The organism is Candidatus Accumulibacter phosphatis (genome assembly GCF_000024165.1).
Lineage (GTDB): Bacteria > Pseudomonadota > Gammaproteobacteria > Burkholderiales > Rhodocyclaceae > Accumulibacter > Accumulibacter phosphatis.
Genome location: NC_013194.1, coordinates 3,355,021 through 3,372,995, shown reverse-complemented (window position 1 = coordinate 3,372,995; position 17,975 = coordinate 3,355,021). Strand labels below are relative to the sequence as shown.

General features: G+C 65.4%; 15 protein-coding genes. All 15 read left to right on the top strand.

Features of this window, described 5'->3' with window-relative positions:
• The first annotated feature begins 4 nt into the window (after positions 1 to 4).
• The 15 genes from hflK (at position 5) to CAP2UW1_RS14445 (ending at position 17,857) form a co-directional block, all read left to right on the top strand.
• The gene (gene hflK / locus CAP2UW1_RS14515) at positions 5 to 1,273 is read left to right on the top strand and encodes an FtsH protease activity modulator HflK (RefSeq protein ID WP_015767373.1); all 1,269 of its coding nucleotides are present in this window, start codon (positions 5 to 7) and stop codon (positions 1,271 to 1,273) included.
• Positions 1,273 to 2,160, top strand: coding sequence for a protease modulator HflC (gene hflC, locus CAP2UW1_RS14510; RefSeq protein ID WP_015767372.1), 888 nt, complete (start codon positions 1,273 to 1,275; stop codon positions 2,158 to 2,160). Before hflK ends, hflC begins: the two co-directional genes overlap by 1 nt.
• Entirely contained in the window at positions 2,157 to 2,342 is a 186-nt protein-coding gene (locus CAP2UW1_RS14505) for a DUF2065 domain-containing protein (RefSeq protein WP_015767371.1), read from the top strand. The genes hflC and CAP2UW1_RS14505 overlap by 4 nt, the downstream gene beginning before the upstream one ends.
• Positions 2,339 to 3,496: an ATP phosphoribosyltransferase regulatory subunit gene (locus CAP2UW1_RS14500; RefSeq protein ID WP_015767370.1), complete on the top strand. Its 1,158-nt coding sequence runs from the start codon at positions 2,339 to 2,341 to the stop codon at positions 3,494 to 3,496. Before CAP2UW1_RS14505 ends, CAP2UW1_RS14500 begins: the two co-directional genes overlap by 4 nt.
• A 5-nt stretch (positions 3,497 to 3,501) precedes the next feature.
• Entirely contained in the window at positions 3,502 to 4,809 is a 1,308-nt protein-coding gene (locus tag CAP2UW1_RS14495) for an adenylosuccinate synthase (protein WP_041567859.1), read from the top strand.
• Between the two features lie 103 nt (positions 4,810 to 4,912).
• The gene (locus CAP2UW1_RS14490) at positions 4,913 to 5,938 is read left to right on the top strand and encodes a hypothetical protein (RefSeq protein ID WP_015767368.1); all 1,026 of its coding nucleotides are present in this window, start codon (positions 4,913 to 4,915) and stop codon (positions 5,936 to 5,938) included.
• 133 nt (positions 5,939 to 6,071) lie between these two features.
• Entirely contained in the window at positions 6,072 to 6,557 is a 486-nt protein-coding gene (locus CAP2UW1_RS14485; RefSeq protein ID WP_015767367.1) for a hypothetical protein, read from the top strand.
• Between the two features lie 300 nt (positions 6,558 to 6,857).
• Positions 6,858 to 7,718, top strand: coding sequence for a hypothetical protein (locus CAP2UW1_RS14480; RefSeq protein ID WP_041567858.1), 861 nt, complete (start codon positions 6,858 to 6,860; stop codon positions 7,716 to 7,718).
• Positions 7,651 to 8,124: a hypothetical protein gene (locus tag CAP2UW1_RS14475; RefSeq protein WP_199931475.1), complete on the top strand. Its 474-nt coding sequence runs from the start codon at positions 7,651 to 7,653 to the stop codon at positions 8,122 to 8,124. The genes CAP2UW1_RS14480 and CAP2UW1_RS14475 overlap by 68 nt, the downstream gene beginning before the upstream one ends.
• Positions 8,105 to 9,772, top strand: a complete 1,668-nt coding sequence (locus CAP2UW1_RS14470) for a tetratricopeptide repeat protein (protein WP_015767365.1) — start codon at positions 8,105 to 8,107, stop codon at positions 9,770 to 9,772. Before CAP2UW1_RS14475 ends, CAP2UW1_RS14470 begins: the two co-directional genes overlap by 20 nt.
• 285 nt (positions 9,773 to 10,057) lie before the next feature.
• The gene (gene gyrA, locus CAP2UW1_RS14465) at positions 10,058 to 12,676 is read left to right on the top strand and encodes a DNA gyrase subunit A (protein ID WP_015767363.1); all 2,619 of its coding nucleotides are present in this window, start codon (positions 10,058 to 10,060) and stop codon (positions 12,674 to 12,676) included.
• 100 nt (positions 12,677 to 12,776) lie between these two features.
• A complete protein-coding gene (gene pheA, locus CAP2UW1_RS14460) occupies positions 12,777 to 13,868 on the top strand; it encodes a prephenate dehydratase (RefSeq protein ID WP_015767362.1) in 1,092 nt (363 codons plus the stop codon).
• A gap of 23 nt (positions 13,869 to 13,891) precedes the next feature.
• Positions 13,892 to 14,980, top strand: coding sequence for a histidinol-phosphate transaminase (gene hisC / locus CAP2UW1_RS14455; RefSeq protein ID WP_015767361.1), 1,089 nt, complete (start codon positions 13,892 to 13,894; stop codon positions 14,978 to 14,980).
• A 25-nt stretch (positions 14,981 to 15,005) separates the two neighbouring features.
• Positions 15,006 to 15,893: a prephenate dehydrogenase gene (locus tag CAP2UW1_RS14450; RefSeq protein ID WP_041568558.1), complete on the top strand. Its 888-nt coding sequence runs from the start codon at positions 15,006 to 15,008 to the stop codon at positions 15,891 to 15,893.
• Positions 15,890 to 17,857 (top strand): bifunctional 3-phosphoshikimate 1-carboxyvinyltransferase/cytidylate kinase, encoded by a 1,968-nt coding sequence (locus CAP2UW1_RS14445; RefSeq protein ID WP_015767359.1) that lies wholly within the window; start codon positions 15,890 to 15,892, stop codon positions 17,855 to 17,857. Before CAP2UW1_RS14450 ends, CAP2UW1_RS14445 begins: the two co-directional genes overlap by 4 nt.
• Positions 17,858 to 17,975: the final 118 nt, after the last annotated feature.

Here is a 17,975-nt window from a genome sequence, read left to right as displayed (position 1 = left end):
GTTTATGTCGCTCAATGACCCACAGTGGGGCAATCGCGGCAACGATGACGGTGGTGGCAAGCGTCCCAACCAGGGGCCTCCCGACCTTGAGCAGTTGTGGCGCGATCTCAATCGTCGTCTGTCCGGAATTTTCGATCGGCAGCGTGGCGGCGGTGGTGACCGCGGCGGCGATCGCGGCGGCGACCGGCCGCCGGTCCAGTTCAATCCAAAGTTTCTCGGCGGCGGTATCGGGCTGCTGCTGGCGCTGGTCGTCGTCGTCTGGCTGGCGAGCGGCTTCTATATTGTCGACGCGTCGCAGGTGGGCCTGGTCCTGCAGTTCGGCCGTTACAAGGAAAGCACGGATTCCGGTCTACGCTGGCGGCTGCCGTATCCGATTCAGTCGCATGAGCTGGTCAATGTTTCGGGGGTCCGCACGCTCGAGATAGGCTATCGCGGCAGCGAGAAGAACAAGGTTCTCAAGGAAGCGCTGATGCTCACCGATGATGAGAACATCATCAATATCCAGTTTGCCGTGCAGTACATCCTCAAGGATCCGGTCGACTACGTGTTTACCAACCGGCATGCCGACGACGCGGTGATGCAGGTGGCCGAGACGGCGATTCGCGAGGTCGTCGGCAAGAACAAGATGGACTTCGTGCTCTACGAGGGGCGCGATACGGTCGCGGCCAATGCTTCCAAGCTGATGCAGGAGATCCTCGATCGCTACAAGACCGGGATTCTGATTTCGAAGGTGACGATGCAGAACGCGCAGCCGCCGGAACAGGTTCAGGCAGCGTTTGACGATGCGGTCAAGGCCTCGCAGGACCGCGAGCGCCAGAAAAACGAGGGCCAGGCCTACGCCAATGACGTCATCCCGAAAGCGCGCGGTACGGCGGCGCGGCTGACGGAAGAGGCGGAGGGCTACAAGAAGCGCGTCATTGCCACGGCCGAGGGTGACGCCAGCCGCTTCCGGCAGATCAACACCGAATACGCGAAGGCTCCGGAAGTCACCCGCAGCCGGATGTATATCGAGACGATGCAGCAGGTCTACTCGAATACCTCCAAGGTAATGGTCGACGCCAAGGGGCAGGGCAATCTCCTCTACCTGCCGCTCGACAAGTTGATCCAGGCCGCCGGGGCGGTAGTGGGTGCGCCTGCGACGGGCAGTGCCGAGGTGCCTGCCGCGGCGCGCTCGACACCGGCGATTTCCAACGAGGTGCCGCCACAGGTCGTCGAAAAGAACGAGGCGCGGTCGCGCGAGACCTTACGGCAGCGTGATCGGGAGTCGCGCTGATGAGAACACTCAATGTATTTGCGGCGGTTCTCGTGGCCGTGCTGGTTCTGCTCGGGGCAACGATCTTCACCGTTGATCAGCGGCAGTACGCGATGGTTTTCCAGCTCGGCGAGATTCGCAACGTCATCGAGGAACCGGGCCTGTATTTCAAGTGGCCACTGATCCAGAACGTGCGTTATTTCGACAAGCGCATCCTGACGCTCGACAGTGCCGAGCCTGAACGCTTTCTCACCTCCGAGAAGAAGAACGTGCTGGTGGATTCCTTCACCAAATGGCGAATCATCGATCCCAAGCTCTACTACCGGTCGGTCGCCGGTGACGAATCGCGCGCCAAGACGCGTATTGCACAAACCGTGAATGCCGGTCTGCGTGAGGAGTTCGGCAAGCGGACCGTGCATGAAGTGGTCTCCGGTGAGCGCAACAAGATCATGGAGCAGATGCGCGAAAAGGCTGACCTGGATGCCCGCAACATCGGCGTGCAGATCGTGGACGTGCGCGTCAAGCGCGTCGAGCTCCCCAGCGACGTCAGCGAATCCGTCTATCGCCGCATGGACGCGGAGCGCAAGCGCGTGGCCAATGAACTGCGTTCGCAGGGTTCTGCCGAGGCCGAGAAGATCCGGGCCGACGCCGACAAGCAACGCGAGGTGATCGTTGCCGAAGCCTATCGCGATGCCCAGAAGATGAAGGGTGAGGGCGATGCCAAGGCCTCGGCCATTTATGCCGAAGCCTTCGAGAAGAATCCCGAGTTCTACGCCTTCTATCGCAGCCTGGAGGCGTATCGCGGCAGCTTCAAGGGCAAGAACGATGTGATTGTCGTCGAACCCAGTTCGGATTTCTTCAAATACATGAAGAGCGTCGGCCGGGGTGGCGACAAAGCCGGCAGATGAGCAACAACCTGTTGCTGGCCTTTGCCCTGATGCTGGTGCTCGAGGGCTTGCTGCCGTTTGTGGCGCCGAGCGCCTGGCGTGAGACCTTTCGTCGCTTGATCCGCCTCACCGATGGGCAGATCCGTTTCATCGGTCTGACGTCGATGCTGATCGGGCTGGTGCTCCTGATCGTTTTCAAATGAACTGGCTGCTGCCCGAACACATCGCCGACGCGTTACCGTTGGAGGCGGCACACATTGAACGCTTGCGCCGCCTGCTGCTCGACCTGTTTCGCGTCCACGGCTATGAACTGGTCATGCCGCCGCTGCTCGAGCACCTCGAATCGTTGCTTACGGGTTCGGGGCAGGATCTCAAGCTGCGTACCTTCAAGTGCGTCGACCAACTCTCGGGACGCACGCTTGGTGTGCGCGCCGACATGACGCCGCAGGTGGCCCGCATCGATGCGCACCTGCTGAATCGGCAGGGGGTGACGCGACTCTGTTACTGCGACAGCGTCCTGCACACCCTGCCGGCTTCGCTGGCGGCGAGCCGCGAGCCGATTCAGATCGGCGCCGAGTTGTTCGGCCATGCCGGGGTGGCAGCCGACCACGAGATCATTCGGCTGATGGCAGATTCCTTGCGTTGTGCGGGAGTACCGGCGGTACGTATCGATCTCGGCCACGTTGGTGTCTTTCGCGCGCTGGCCGATGCTGCAGGCCTCTCCGGCGACCTCGAAGCCGTGCTGCTGCAGTTGCTGCAGGCCAAGGATGTACCTGGCCTGCGCGATCTGTGTCGGCGACTCGACGAACCCTTCGCTTCGGCGCTACTCGGCCTGCCCGACCTCTACGGGGGCCCGGAGACCTTGGTGGCAGCGACCAGCGCGCTCCCTGCACTGCCGGCAATCACCACCGCACTGACCACCCTGCGGCAGCTGCAGGCCTCCTTGCCCGATCTGCCGCTGTCCTTCGATCTGGCCGACTTGCGCGGCTACCATTATCACAATGGCGCCGTCTTTGCCGCCTATCTTCCGGCGTTCTCGAGCGCCGTCGCGCTTGGCGGGCGTTATGACGGGGTTGGCCGGGCTTTTGGCCGGGCCCGGCCGGCTACCGGTTTCTCGCTCGACTTGCGTGAATTGGCACGGCAGGCGACCAGCGTCGCACCTGCAAAGGCGATTCTGGCGCCGTACGCGGCGGCCAATGCCGCCGCAGCGCAGGCGATCGACCTCTTGCGTGAGCGCGGCGAGACGGTCGTCGAGCTTCTCCCCGGCGAGACGGGCAGCGAGGGGCCGCTGTGCGATCGTCGACTGGTCGAACGTAGCGGGCAGTGGGTCATTGAGGCAATCAACAGGGACAAATGACAGGAATGGCTAAGAACGTCGTAGTCGTTGGCACCCAGTGGGGCGACGAGGGCAAGGGCAAGATCGTTGACTGGCTCACCGATCATGCGAAGGGGGTCGTGCGCTTTCAGGGCGGCCACAACGCCGGTCATACGCTGGTCGTCGGCGACAAGGTCTACAAGCTCAATCTGGTGCCCTCGGGGATCGTTCGCGACGGGGTCGATTGCTTCATCGGCAACGGTGTCGTGCTCGATATCCATCACCTGATCAGCGAGATCCGGGTGATCGAGTCAGGTGGCATCGATGTCCGCTCGCGGCTCAAGATCAGCCCGGGCTGTCCGATCATCCTCGCCTACCACTCTGCCCTCGATCATGCTCGTGAGGCTGCGCGCTGTGCGGACGTCAGGATCGGCACGACCGGCAAGGGCATCGGGCCCGCGTACGAAGACAAAGTGGCGCGCCGTGCGCTACGCGTTTACGACCTGTTCTATCCCGCCCGTTTTGCCGAGAAGCTCAAGGAGAATCTCGACTACCACAACTTCGTGCTGACTCGCTATTTGGGTGCCGCGGCAGTCGATTGCGAAGCCGTACTGGCGCAGGCGATGGCCGACGCCGAGGAGATCAAGCCGCTGGTCACCGACGTATCGGCAGCGCTGCATGCGCTGAACAAGGCCGGCCACAATCTGCTCTTCGAAGGAGCTCAAGGGGCGCTGCTCGACATCGATCATGGCACCTATCCCTTCGTCACCTCATCGAACTGCGTTGCCGGTCAGGCGGCCGCCGGCTCGGGCATCGGTCCGGGCATGCTGCACTACGTCCTGGGAATCACCAAGGCCTATTGCACGCGCGTTGGCGGCGGGCCTTTCCCGAGCGAGCTCGATATCGAGACCGAGGGCCTGCCAGGACACCAGATGTCTCAGAAAGGCCGGGAGTTCGGCACCGTCACCGGACGCAAACGTCGCTGCGGCTGGCTCGATGTCGCGGCGCTCAAGCGTTCGATCCAGATCAACGGGGTCACTGGTCTGTGCATCACCAAACTCGACGTTCTCGATGGTCTTGCCGAGCTGAAGATCTGTACCGGTTATCGGCTCGACGGCAGCATCGTCGACCTCCTGCCGATGGGCGCCGACGAGGTCGCCGCCTGTGAGCCGGTCCTCGAGAGCCTTCCCGGCTGGTCAGGGTCGACGGTTGGCGCGACTACGATGGCCGCGCTGCCGCTGGCGGCGCAGGCCTATTTGGCGCGCATCGAAGAACTGTGTGACATTCCGATCGACATCGTGTCGACCGGACCGGAGCGCGCGGAGACGGTTGTCCGTCGTCATCCACTAGGGTGATTCCCGCGCGACCCCGCGCTGGTCCGCACGCGCAACCCAGCGCGCTGAAGTACCGTTGCTGTGTCGACGAAAGCAGGCAGGGCTTTCGCTAGCGGGAGGGGTTATGGGCATTCTCGACTGGTTCAAGAACAGGCCGGCGCAGTTCGATCCGGACCGTGTGTCCGACGAGATGATTGGGGCAGCCACCGAGAAGGCGATCACGCTGACCAATCCGCGCCTGAAGGTGCTGCCCGCGTGCCACAGTCATCTGGCCCCGGCCGTCGGCACCACCATAGAATTCCTGCGCGCGATGATCAAGGCACTGCCCGATGCACGGCCGGTGTCGACGGCGACCTGGGCTACTGACCCCGCCTTGCGGGCGTTCTTTGTTGCCCCCTCGGATATCCCGAAGGCACTTGGACGTTCGGACAATCTGCGTACCCTGTTCGACAAGTTCCCCGAGCTCGATGAGGCCTGCCTGGTCCTCGGCATGGCATTCAATGAGCAGCGCGTCTTCGGGATGGCCTTGCAGGGTGAACTGGTCCAGCGCGACGTGGTCCAGACCAGTGTCAGCTTCTCGGACCACCGGGCGCACATCTGCGGCCGGGACGAATCCCGCTTGCGCCGTATCGTCGGCGTCGAGGCCTTCGAGTATCTGCTCGGCCGGGCTCTGGCCGAGATTGGCGAGGATCGCGTCGAAAGGCAGCAACTCGAGGCCAATCGTGCGCTGATTCGCGCCCGCCTGCGCCTGTTGCAGCAGCAGGGTCCAGGTCTCGGGTCGATGTTCGGTTCGCCGCCAGCAGCACGCAACGAGCAGGCCAGGCTTGAAACCGAGCTACAGGAAAACGAGCGGCAACTCGAAACGGTGGGTGACACCCAGTCGGCGCTGGCCATGGAACTCGAGTGCCTGCGCGACGTGCTCGCCAACCCCGAGCGTCACCTGCGCGTCGGGCAAAGGCAGTTGCGGCTGAGCACGATGAACGTCGTGCTCGAGGAAGGGAGTTCCGAGCGGGCTGCGGACGTCGACTTTTCGGTCGCCGAGCTGGCCGGACCACCGCGGCAGAGAGCTTTCATGGTGGCACGCGTCGCGCGTGCGGAACTACCCGCTACGCAAGGAATCGACTTCGACGACGCGGCACGCTACCTCTGATGAAGGACCGTCGTTCGCGGGAAAACGAGGTATCCTGACGGTTCACAAGCCTGCCGGGGCAGTCCGGCCGCTGTGTACCTAATTCCCAACACCGATCGACGTCCCGTCGACGACAATTTCAGGAGAATCAGACATGAATCGAGAGGAAGTCCGTGATCAACTGCTGGCACCGGTCCTGCAATGGACCCGCCTGGGAAGGCAGTTCAACCAGGGGATGCTCGCGTCGATGGAAGTCATCACGCAGCGCAGTTACGGCCTGCTGCGCGGTCATACATCAGGCGACGGGCACGACTGGGAAGAAATGGCGCTGATGACGCGCGAGAAGGTCGCCGTGCCGCTGGAGGGCCTGGCTGCCATGGCAAGCGCGTTGCCCGGTGAAGTCGCCAGCTTCTGGACACGCACCGGCGAGGCGATGGCTGCCTGCGCCGGCAGCGCCATGTCGCTGGCCGCCAGTCGCAGCGTAGAGGACTTGCGGGAACGGCAGGCCGACTTGGGCGAGGCGCTCGTCGGCAGCGCACTCGCCTGGTACGCGCTTTTCGGCAGTGCCGCGACCCTCACCGACGCCGCTCTCGCACCGCTGATTCGCCAGGTCAAGGACAACGCCGAACGCCTCGGCTGACGCTGTTCCGGTGGGTGGCGGCCGGCAACGCGCTGTCCCGCCGCACCACCGTCGCCGCGTAACCACGTAACCGCGTAACCACGTAGCCCGGATGCAGCGCAAGCGAAATCCGGGGCCACGCAGCCCGCCCGATCCGCCAACGAGCAAAAGCTGGAGTCGCGGCGAGCACTCAGCCGCCATGCCGCCGTTTGCCGGCCTGGTTTGCCGGCCTGTTCGGGAGAAGGACCAACGCTGGATATCTGGGACTACCGCAAGAATTTCCAGTACGACGAGCCTCTCGCACCCGGCGATGAGCGCCGCGTGGCCTTGAACGACGCGCGTGGCGACTACAACAGCAAGCGCCTGCTGCGCGAACTCGGAATCGAGGTGGATGCGCGGCGCTTGCGCGTCCCGCCGGTCGGCAAATGCATCCTCTTCGGCGGCCATCGCGGCTGCGGCAAGAGTACCGAGCTGCGGGCGATCGCCGCGGAACTCGCCGGGCCCGAACGCTTCCTCGTTGTCTCGATCGACGCGCTGCAGGCGCTCGACATCAACAACCTGACTTACGCCGACGTCGCTCTGGCCCTCGCGGAAGCCCTGGCGGCAAGCGTCGAGCAGGCCGGCATCACCGTCCCCGAGGTTTTCCTGACGCCGCTGCACGAGTGGTTTCGCGAGGTCAGCCGCAACACGGCATTGACGACCAGCCTCAGCGGCGAGGTCAAGGCCGGCGTCAAGGCAGAAACCGGGCTGCCGTTCGTCGGCAAGCTGTTCGCCAGTCTGACGGCGGCGATTCGCAGCAACACCACCTACAAGACCGAGATTCGCGAGAGTGTAAGGAACTCTTTTTCGGTGCTCGCGCGCGGTTTCAACCAGCTCCTGTCATTCGTCGAAAGCGAGGTCGACAAGCACGGCAAAGGGCACGCAGTGATCTTCGTCGTCGATGGCACCGATCGTCTGCGCGGTGACGGGGCCGACGACTTCTTCGTCCGCGACAGCCACCAGCTCCCGCCAATAGCGCGGCAACTGCATCTATTGTGCGCCGATCGGCGTGCTCAACGAACAGGGGCAGGTCGGCCAGAATTTCGACGCCATCTTCCGTCTACCGATGGTCAAGTTGGCCGAGAAGGGCCAGCACGAGCCGCTACCCGTCGCCTGGCAGCGCCTGCGCGAGTTCGTCCATAGGCGCCTGCCGGCGGAGAACTTCGACGACCCGGCGACCCTGGACGGGCTCATCGCGCATTCCGGCGGCCATCCGCGCGACCTGCTACGGCTCGTCAACCTCTGCTTCCAGGAGATCGACCAGGGACCGATCAGCGGCCAGGTGGCGGCTACCGCGGCGCGGCGGCTGACCAACGAGTATCGGCGCCTGGTGCAGCCCGACGACTTCGCGCTGCTCGCCCGGATCGACCGGGCCGGCACCGACTACGCGCCGGTCACCGAGCAGACCCGGCGTTTGCTCTACGATCTCGCCCTACTCGAATACAACAGCTACTGGTGGCAGTCGCATCCGGCGGTGCGGGCGCTCGACGGCTACTGTGCCGAGCAATCCCGGCTCGCCTTGTCGGCCGATGAACTCTCCCGTAGCTAAACAGCCGACTCTGGCAGCGGCCAGTTCGAGCGCGCCGGCGGCGGTTTTCGGCGAGGATCTCGACGGTCGCCACAGCGGCGATTTCCTGCGCCTGCAACGCCTGCTCGAGCACGCCGGCGGCTTTCAACTGGTCTTCGCCGGGTGCCTCTCGTTCGCCTATCGGCAAGCGCTGATCGACCGCATCGACGTCCGCCACCCGTCGGCAGTAATCGTCGATCTCGTGCCGCTCGCCGGGCCGTCGGTGGTGCTCGACGAGTTGCGGCGGATCGGCCCGCAGCACAACCCGATCCACCTCGTCGGCGTCGAGGCCTGGCTGCGGCAAGCCGGTCCGGAAGCCCTGCATGCGCTCAACTATCGCCGCGAGTCGCTGGCCGCCGACGTCCCCAATACGCTCGTGCTGTGGCTCGACCCCGGCACCATCGCGACCGTCGCCAGCGAAGCCCCGGACCTCTGGGCGTGGCGCGCGGCGGTGCTCGATTTCTCGCACCCGCCAGCGGAGCGTCTGGCGGTGCACCGTGGTTCGATCTTCCTCGGCAGCGCCGAGCGCGCGCAGCGCGAACGACGCCTGGCCGAGATCGGCGACTATCTGCGGAGCATTGGCGAGCCGGGCGGACCGGACGCCGATTTGATGCTCGAAGCCAGCGACATCGAGCAGTCGCTCGGCCGCTCGGAGGCCGCTCTGGCACACGCCAAGGCCGCAGGGGCGGCGTTCCGCGAAATTGACGATCGTCGCAGCGCAGCCGTCGCCGTCGGTCGCATCGCCGACATCCTCGCCTCCTGCGGCCAGCTCGACGAGGCGATGCGCCTCCGCGTCGAAGAACAGCTGCCCGTCTATGAGCGCCTCGGCGACGTCCGGTCGAAGGCGGTGACCCAGGGCTACATCGCCGACATTCTCGTCTCCCGCGGCCAGCTCGACGAGGCGCTGCGCCTCCGCGTCGAAGAAGAGCTGCCCGTCTATGAGCGCCTCGGCGACGTCCGGTCGAAGGCGGTGACCCAGGGCTGCATCGCGGACATCCTCGCCTCCCGCGGCCAGCTTGACGAGGCACTGCGCATCCGGGTCGAAGAACAGCTGCCCGTCTATGAGCGCCTCGGCGACGTCCGGGAGAAGGCGGTGACCCAGGGCAAGATCGCCGACATCCTCGCCTCCCGCGGCCAGCTCGACGAGGCGCTGCGCATCCTTCGCCAAGAAGTGCTTCTCGCTTTCGAGCGCCTCGGCGACGTCCGGTCGAAGGCGGTGACCCAGGGCAGGATCGCCGACATCCTCGCCTCCCGCGGACAGCTCGACGAGGCGCTGGCCTTGCACGAACAACGGCTGCCGGTCGCCGAGCGCTTGGGCGATATCGACAGCCTCGCGCACATCCGCTACTCGATGGCTGCGCTTCGCTTGCAGCGCGGCGAGCACGAGAGTGGCGGCCTGCAGCGGATCCACGACGACCTCGTCGCGGCCTTCGCGACCAGCCGGCAGCTCGGTCGCCCGGATTTCATCGGAGGAATCGGCCAACTGTTGGCGCAGGTGCTGGCGATGGGCGGCGCGCGCGAGGAGGCGCGGGACGTCCTGACGCTGGCCGAGGCGGCTTTCGCGAGGCTCGACGACGCCGCTGGCCTGGCGCAGGTGCGCGCCTTGCGGGAAACCATCGGCGCTAGCTGATCGCTGCCGCCCGGCCGGCGCAAACGCCCGGCGCCGCGCCGCCGCGGTCGCAGTATCTGCCGGCGTGTCGATTGATGCGCGCGAGCCTGCCCAGGGCATCGACCGTGCCCGCCACTGGGACTCCTGGCGTATACGGATCCAGCCCGCGCCCCGCGCCGTCTGACCGCCGCCAATGCGCGCCAATGCGCGACTCGTCAGGCCAGAGGCAGCGCTGGCGTGATAGAATCACGGGCTTGATCACGACGCCGACATTACCCCCTCAGTCGCGTCATCAGCGGGAAGAAGATGGAAGCTTTCGCCAAGGAAACCCTGCCCGTCAGCCTCGAAGACGAGATGCGGCGCTCGTATCTCGATTATGCAATGAGCGTCATTGTCGGGCGGGCTCTGCCGGACGCCCGCGACGGTCTCAAGCCGGTGCATCGGCGCGTCCTCTTCGCCATGCACGAGCTGTCGAACGACTGGAACAAGCCCTACAAGAAGTCGGCCCGTATCGTCGGTGATGTCATCGGCAAGTACCACCCGCATGGCGACACGGCCGTCTACGACACCATCGTGCGCATGGCGCAGAATTTCTCGCTGCGCTACATGCTGGTCGACGGGCAGGGCAACTTCGGCTCGGTCGACGGCGACAACGCCGCGGCGATGCGTTACACCGAAGTGCGGATGGCGCGTATCGGGCATGAACTGCTGGCCGACATCGACAAGGAAACGGTCGATTTCGGACCCAACTACGACGGCTCCGAGGAGGAGCCGCTGGTCATGCCGGCGCGCATTCCGAATCTGCTGATCAACGGCTCGGCGGGCATCGCCGTCGGCATGGCGACCAACATTCCGCCGCATAACCTGGGCGAAATCATCGATGCCTGCCTGGCGCTGCTCAACAACGCCGAGGTGACGATCGACGAACTGATCGACCTGGTGCCGGGCCCCGACTTTCCGACGGCCGGCATCATCTACGGCGTCGCCGGCGTGCGCGAGGGCTACCGCACCGGGCGTGGGCGCGTGGTGATGCGCGGCCGGACGCATTTCGAGGACATGGACAAGGGCAACAACCGTCAGGCGATCATCATCGACGAACTGCCCTACCAGGTGAACAAGCGGACGCTGCTCGAGAAGATCGGCGAGCTGGTCAACGAGAAGCGGATCGAGGGCATTTCCGACCTGCGCGACGAGTCCGACAAGTCGGGCATGCGCGTCGTCATCGAGCTGAAGCGCGGCGAAGTCGCCGAGGTGGTGTTGAACTGCCTGTACAAGCAGACGCAGCTCCAGGATACCTTCGGCATGAACATGGTGGCGCTGGTCGACGGCCAGCCACGGCTCCTGAACCTCAAGCAGATGCTCGAGTGTTTCCTGCGGCACCGACGCGAAGTGCTCACCCGGCGCACCGTTTTCGAACTGCGCAAGGCGCGCGAACGGGCACACATCCAGGAAGGCCTGGCGGTGGCGCTCGACAACGTCGATGAAATCATCGCCCTGATCAAGGCGTCGCCGACGCCGGCCGATGCTCGCCGCGGCTTGATGTCGCGGTTGTGGACGTCACCGACGGTGGCCGAGATGCTGCAGCGTGCGGCGCTCGACGCCACGCGTCCGCAAGGGCTGGGCCTGGAATACGGGCTGTCGGCGAGCGGTTATCTGCTCTCCGAAGCGCAGGCGCAGGCGATCCTCGAACTGCGCCTGCAACGACTGACCGGTCTCGAACGCGACAAGATCGTCGCGGATTACGGCGAACTCCTGGCGCGCATCGCCGACCTGATGGATATCCTGGCGCGGCCGGAGCGGATCACCGAGATGATCGTCGAGGAACTGACCGCGATCCGTGCCCAGTTCGGTGACAAGCGGCGTTCGGAGATCGTCATCAGCACCCAGGACCTGGGTATCGAGGACTTCATCACCCCCGTCGATATGGTCGTGACGCTGTCGCACACCGGCTACATCAAATCGCAGCCGCTCGCCGACTACCGGGCGCAGCGGCGTGGCGGACGCGGCAAGCAGGCGGCGGCGATGAAAACCGATGATTTCGTCGATCACCTGTTCGTCGCCAACACGCACGATTTCATTCTCTGCTTCACCAATCGGGGCCGGGTGTACTGGCTGAAGGTCTATGAAGTGCCGCAAGGGACGCGAACCAGTCGCGGCAAGCCGATCGTGAACCTGTTCCCGTTCGAGGAAGGCGAGAAGATCAGCGCGATCCTGCCGGTCAAGGAGTTTACCGACGATCGCTACATCTTCATGTGCACGGCACAAGGGACGGTGAAGAAGACGCCGCTGTCCGATTTCTCGAATCCGCGCAAGGCCGGCATCATCGCCGTCGCCCTCGATGACGAGGACGTCCTGATCGGTGCCGAGATCACCAACGGTACGCAGGACGTGGTCCTGGTTTCCGACGCCGGCAAGGCGGTGTGGTTCGACGAGGAGGACGTCCGGCCGATGGGACGCACGGCGCGCGGTGTGCGCGGGATGCGGCTGGCGGACCAGCAACAGGTTCTCTCGCTGCTGGTCGCCGACAACGATCAGCAGACCGTCCTGGTGGCCACCGAGAATGGCTTCGGCAAGCGCACGGTGCTCGCGGATTTCCGGCATTCGGGGCGTGGCACGCAGGGCGTCATCGCCATTGCCGGCAGCGAGCGCAACGGCAGAGTGGTGGCCGCTCGCCTGGTTCGTGATGAGGACGAGATCATGCTGATCACGACCGGTGGCGTGTTGATCCGCACTCGTGTGCGTGAGATTCGCGAGTTGGGTCGCGCCACGCAGGGCGTGACACTGATTGCCCTTGACGCCGGCGAGAAGCTGGCGGGCCTCGAGAAGATCGTCGAGACCGAAGACGATGCCGAGATTGCCGATCTGGTCGAGCAGCCAGGTGAGCCGGCAGCCGGGGGCCAGTACGCTGATCCGGGCGAGGAGTGACGCGCGTGCTGCATGTTTCGACCGCCCCTGTTGCGCCGGCCTCCTTGGCCGTCCTGGGTGGTGAGTGGTCGACCGGCGGCTGGTGACTGCGGGTGGGAGCATGAACGAGGATCTGCAGAAGGAGCTGGCGATCGTCCGTCAGCAGATCGACCGAGTTGATGGTGATCTGCTCGAACTGCTGAACCAGCGTGCCAGGTATGCGCAGCAGGTTGGCCAGATCAAGGCGCGCCACGGCGAAGCGGGTTTCATTTACCGTCCGGAGCGTGAGGCTCAGGTGCTGCACCGGGTCCAGGAAATGAACCCGGGCCCACTGGCCAACGAAACGATCACCTGGTTCTTCCGCGAAGTGATGTCGGCGTGCCTGTCGCTCGAGCAGCCGCTGGGCATCGCCTTCCTCGGACCTCTCGGCACCTTTTCGGAGGGTGCGGCGACCAAGCACTTCGGTCACGCCGCCCGCCTGATGCCGCAGATCTCGATTGACGATGTCTTCCGCGAGGTCGAGGCCGCGCATGCCGACTACGCGGTGGTGCCGATCGAGAACTCGACCGAAGGTGCGATCGGACGTACGCTCGACCTGTTGTTGACGACGCCGCTGAAGATCTGTGGTGAGGTGGTCCTGCGCATCCATCAGCACCTGCTCTCCAGCGAAGCGTCGCTTGCCGATGTGCGCAAGGTGTATTCGCATGCCCAGTCGCTGGCGCAATGCCACGAGTGGCTGAACCGCTCGCTGGCACAGGCGCAGCGCATACCGGTCGGCAGCAATGCGCAGGCGGCGCAACTCGCCGCCGGCGAGGCCGGTGCGGCGGCGATCGCCGGGCAGGCGGCGGCCGATCGCTACCAGCTGCCGCAGTTGGCGAGCAACATCGAGGACGAGCCGAACAACACGACGCGTTTCGTCGTCCTGGGTCGTCAGGATGCCGGACCGTCGGGGCGCGACAAGACGTCGCTGATCATGTCCGCCGCCAACCAGACCGGCGCCTTGAGCCAGCTGCTGTCGCCCTTCTCCGACGCCGCGGTGTCGTTGACGCGGCTCGAGTCGCGGCCGGCTCGGCACACGCTCTGGGAGTACGTCTTTTTCGTCGATGTCGAGGGCCACCGCGACGATCCGCCTGTGCGCGCCGCGCTTGCCGAACTCGGGCGGCGGGCGCCGTACCTGAAGCTGCTCGGCTCCTACCCGATGGCGGCCTACTAACGCAATACTTTCGAGGACTGCCGATGGCACTCTGCGAACAATCGTTACCCTACGTCCGGGCCATCTCGCCCTACCAGCCGGGCAAGCCGATTACCCAGCTGGCGCGCGAGATGGGCATCGCCGTCGACCAGATCGTCAAGCTGGCGTCCAACGAAAATCCGCTCGGCATGAGCCCGAAAGCGCGGGCCGCTGCGGAACAGGCGATGGCGGACTTGTCGCGCTACCCGGACGACTTCCTGCTGAAACAGGCGCTGGCTGAGCGGACGGGCATCGGCATGGAGCGCATCGTGCTCGGCAATGGTTCGAACGACGTTCTCGATCTGGTGGCGCGCGTTTTTCTCGCGCCCGGTCGCACGGCCGTGTTCGCCCAGTATGCGTTTGCCGTCTATCCGCTGGCGACGCTGTCGGCCGGTGCCGAACCAATCGCCGTTCCGGCACGGGATTATGGCCATGACCTGGAGGCGATGCGCGGCGCGATCCGGCCCGATACGCGGCTGGTCTGGATTGCCAACCCCAACAATCCGACCGGCAGCTTTGCGCCGTATGGCCAGCTCAAGGCGTTTGTCGAGTCGGTACCGTCGGATGTCGTCGTTGTCCTCGACGAGGCCTACAACGAATACCTGTCTCCCGGTGATCGGGTCGATACGACTGCCTGGCTCGCCGACCTGCCGAATCTAATGATCACCCGCACGTTCTCGAAAATCTACGGTCTGGCGGGCCTGCGCGTCGGCTATGCGCTGACGTCGGCCGAGATCGCCGACCTCATGAATCGCGTTCGTCAGCCCTTCAACTGCAACAACATGGCGCTCGCGGCGGCCACGGCCGCACTCGACGACCATGAATTCGTCGCCCGCAGCTATGCCCTGAATCGGGCGGGAATGGAACAGATCGTCGGCGGGCTGAAGCGGATCGGCTGCCAGCACATTCCATCGCACGGCAATTTCGTGACCTTTCGGGTGAGCGAGGCGGCGCTGGTGAACCAGAGCTTGCTCAGGCATGGGGTGATCGTGCGTCCGATTGCGGCTTACGGGATGCCCGAGTGGCTGCGCGTGACGATCGGCACGGAGAGAGAGAACGCCCGCTTCCTGGAAGCGCTCGGGGGTTCCCTGTGATCGCCCGGCAGTGGGCTCTCCGGCTGTGAACGGGGCCCCGCAGTTCGGCAAGATCGTCATCTTTGGCGTCGGCCTGATCGGCGGCTCTTTCGCGCTCGCCCTCAAGTCCGCCGGGGAGGTTGGCGAGGTCGTCGGTTTTGGAAGACGCCTGGGTTCGCTGACGCAGGCGCTCGACCTCGGCATCCTTGACCGCGCCGGCTTCAACATCGGCCAGGAGGTGGGCAACGCCGACCTCGTCCTGATTGCCACGCCCGTCGGAACGACCCCCGAGATCATGGCGCGCATCGCCCCCTGTCTGGGCCCGCAGACCGTCGTCACCGACGCCGGCAGCACCAAGGGAGACGTGGTTGCCGCCGCACGCGCGCACTTCGGCGAGCGGCTTGGGCAGTTCGTGCCGGCACATCCGATTGCCGGTGCCGAGAACAGCGGTGCGCTGGCTGCGCGCGCCGATCTCTATCGCCAGAAGCAGGTGGTGCTGACGCCGCTTCCCGAGAACGCGGTGGCGAGCGTGGCGCGCGTGCGCGCGGCATGGGAGTGCTGCGGCGCTCTGGTCAGGGAGCTGAGTCCGGCGGAGCATGATCGCGTCTTCGCCGCCGTCAGCCACCTGCCCCACCTCCTCTCTTTTGCCCTGGTGCATGACCTGACCCGGCGCGACAACCGCGATCTCCTTTTCGATTTCGCGGCGAGTGGTTTTCGCGACTTCACGCGTATCGCCGCCAGCCATCCGGAGATGTGGCGCGACATCTGTCTGGCCAACCGGACGGCGCTGCTCGACGAACTCGACCGCTACCGCGCGCAGCTCGATGAGCTGCGCGATGCTCTGCAACGTTCCGACGGTGCCGGTCTGGAAGCGGCCTTCGACGTGGCGCGCGCGGCGCGGCGGGCCTGGGCCGAGAACAAGGCGAGCGAGTGAGCACAGCCTATCTCGATCTGCCGCAACTGGTCGGGGCGCGCGGCACGTTGCGCTTGCCCGGCTCGAAGAGCATTTCCAACCGTGTGCTGCTGCTGGCCGCTCTGGCGAGCGGCGAAACCGAGCTTCACGACCTGCTGGTCGCGGACGACACGGCGCGCATGCTCGATGCACTGCGAGCGCTGGGCGTTGGCGTCGAGCCGCTGGGCGACACGGTGTTTCGCGTCACCGGGGTTGGCGGGGTTTTTCCCGTACGTGCCGCCGACCTGTTTCTGGGCAACGCGGGAACGGCCTTTCGGCCGCTGACGGCGGTCCTCGCCCTTGCCGGCGGTGACTACCGGCTGTCGGGGGTGCCGCGCATGCACGAACGTCCGATTGGCGACCTGGTGGATGGTTTGCGGCAACTCGGTGCCGACATCCGCTACCTGGGGGAAGCCGGCTTTCCGCCCTTGGCGATCAGCCCGCCGATGCCGGGTCGGGGCGAGGAGGGGCGTGCGGTCGTCGTGCGTGGCGACGTGTCGAGCCAGTTCCTGAGCGGACTGTTGATGGCGCTGCCGCTGCGTGGCGTCGAGACGACGGTCGAAGTGGTCGGCGAACTGATCTCGAAACCCTATGTGGAAATCACGCTGGCGACCATGGCGCGCTTTGGTGTGCAGATCCAGCGCGATGGCTGGCGCCGCTTTACGGTAGCGGCCGGTAGCACCTATCGCTCGCCGGGAGTGCTGCACGTGGAAGGTGACGCCTCGTCGGCGTCGTATTTTCTCGCCCTGGGTGCCATCGGCGGAGGGCCGCTGCGCGTCGAAGGCGTTGGCCGTGACTCGATGCAGGGCGACGTCCGCTTTGCCGATGCGCTGGCGCTGATGGGGGCGCGAATCACTTGCGGTGCCAACTGGCTCGAAGCCTCGGCGCCCGACGCCGGCAGCTTGCAGGGGATCGATCTCGACTGCAATCACATTCCCGATGCGGCGATGACCCTGGCCAGCGTGGCGCTGTTTGCCGAGGGGCCGACGAGCCTGCGCAACATCGCGAGTTGGCGGGTCAAGGAAACCGACCGGATCGCCGCCATGGCGACCGAGTTGCGCAAGCTCGGCGCGCGCGTCGATGTCGGCGAGGATTTCATTCGCGTGTCCCCTCCGCTTGCGGGCCGGGCCCTGCAACCGGCGGTGATCGACACCTACGACGATCACCGCATCGCCATGTGTTTCTCGGTGGCGGCCCTGGGGACGCCGCTGCGCATCAATGATCCGCAGACGGTGGCGAAGACCTTCCCCGACTATTTCGCGCGCTTTGCCGAAGTCACGCAGGCGGTGCCGGTGATCGCCATCGATGGCACCTCGGCGTCCGGCAAGGGGACAATCGCCTCGCGTGTCGCCGAGGCGCTCGGCTGGCACTACCTCGATTCCGGGGCCTTGTATCGGCTGACGGCCCTGGCCGCTGCCCGGGCGGACGTCGGCTGGGACGACGAAGCCGGCGTGGCGGCGATCGCCGCCGGTCTCGATGTCGAGTTTGCCGGCACCGCGATCAGGCTGTCCGGCGAGGATGTCGGTGATGCCATCCGCAACGAGAAGATCTCCGCCGGTGCCTCGCGAGTGGCGGCCTTGCCGGGCGTGCGCGCGGCGCTGCTCTTCCGGCAGCGTGCCTTCCGCCGCCCGCCCGGGCTGGTAGCCGATGGCCGCGACATGGGCTCGGTGGTGTTCCCGGATTCCTCGACCAAGGTCTTCCTCACCGCGACTGTCGAGATGCGTGCCAGGAGACGCCATAAGCAGTTGATCGACAAAGGAATCGCTGCTAGTATTACAGATCTCTTGCTGGATTTGCGCGAACGCGACGAACGGGACAGCCAACGCAGCGTCGCCCCGATGCAGCAGAGTACGGATGCTGAATTGCTCGACACGACCAACCTGACCATCGAAATTGCGGTGGCCAAGGTGCTCGACTGGGTCAACAAGGTTCCGAAAAAAGGGTGAACGGCAGTCGCCGTCAGCCAGTGGTGTCACCAGTTCGACGCGTCGTCGTCGGCCAGGCGGCGGATCCTCCCGCGGCCTGCCGGTTCTGCGGACCTGCTCCGCAGCGGGGTCCCCGGAG